This is a genomic window from Streptomyces sp. NPDC097617, from assembly GCF_044761485.1.
Classification (GTDB): Bacteria; Actinomycetota; Actinomycetes; order Streptomycetales; family Streptomycetaceae; genus Streptomyces.
The window spans coordinates 1-1431 of sequence record NZ_JBIWCL010000083.1; the positions used below are offsets into that span (position 1 = coordinate 1).

Consider the following 1431-nt stretch of genomic DNA (forward strand, 5'->3'; position numbering starts at 1 on the left):
GGCACCGGGCTCCGCCCGGACCCACGCCTCGAACGCCGGCGAGGCGGGAACAGGCGGAGCCGGAGCGGGTCAGCCGCGGATCAGGGACAGGACCTCGTCACGGACCTTCACCAACGTGGCCTCGTCACGAGCCTCCACGTTCAACCGCAGCAACGGCTCCGTGTTCGAGGCACGCACGTTGAACCACCAGTCCTCGGCCGTCACCGTCAAACCATCCAGCTCATCCAACGTGACGCCGTCAGCCTCACCGAAGGCCGCCTTCACCGCCGCCAGACGCCCCACCTGATCGTCGACCGTCGAATTGATCTCCCCCGAACCCGCGTAACGGTCATAGGAAGCCACCAACCCCGACAGCGGACCGTCCTGACCACCCAGGGCCGCCAGCACATGAAGCGCAGCCAGCATGCCCGTATCCGCGTTCCAGAAATCCTTGAAGTAGTAGTGCGCCGAATGCTCACCACCGAAAATCGCACCCGCCGCCGCCATCTCCTCCTTGATGAAGGAATGACCCACCCGCGTACGAACCGGGGTACCACCGTTCTCCCGCACCACCTCCGGCACCGACCACGAAGTGATCAGATTGTGGATCACCGTGCCGGAGCCACCGTTGCGAGCCAGCTCACGCGCCGCCACCAGCGCCGTGATCGCCGACGGCGACACCCCCACACCCCGCTCGTCCACAATGAAACAACGATCCGCGTCACCGTCGAACGCGATACCCAGATCCGCACCCTCCGCCAGAACACGCGCCTGCAGATCCACAATGTTCTTCGGATCCAGCGGATTCGCCTCGTGATTCGGGAACGTCCCGTCCAACTCGAAATACATCGGCACGACATCAAGCGGCAGACCCTCGAAAACCGTCGGCACCGTATGACCGCCCATACCGTTGCCCGCATCCACCACCACCTTCAGCGGACGGATCGAGGACAGATCCACCAGACCCTTCAGATGCGCGGCATAACCCGGAAGACTGTCCCACTCCGTGACCGTCCCCTCCACCGTGCCCACCGCAACGACCGGAACACCCTCCTGCGACCACCGCTCCACCAGCCCACGAATCTGCGACAGACCCGTGTCCTGACCCACCGGAGCCGCACCCGCACGACACAACTTGATGCCGTTGTACCGCGCCGGATTGTGCGACGCCGTGAACATCGCACCCGGCAGACCCATCGAACCCGACGCGTAATACAACTGATCCGTCGAACACAGACCGATCAACGTCACATCCACCCCACGCACCGCCGCACCCCGCGCGAACGCCGCCGACAGACCCGGCGACGAAGGCCGCATGTCATGACCGACCACAATCGCCGAAGCCCCCACCACCTCCACGAACGCGCCACCGAACAACTCCGCCAAGGACTCGTCCCACTCATCCGGCACGACACCACGCACGTCATACGCCTTGACGATGTTCGAAAGATC

1 protein-coding gene is annotated in these 1431 nt (G+C 64.4%); it reads right to left on the reverse strand.

What is annotated here, in order from left to right; translation table 11 throughout:
* Positions 1–69 precede the first annotated feature (69 nt).
* Positions 70–1431: phosphomannomutase/phosphoglucomutase (locus tag ACIQZO_RS40490; RefSeq protein ID WP_403636433.1), on the reverse strand; the 1362-nt coding region annotated here is incomplete at its 5' end.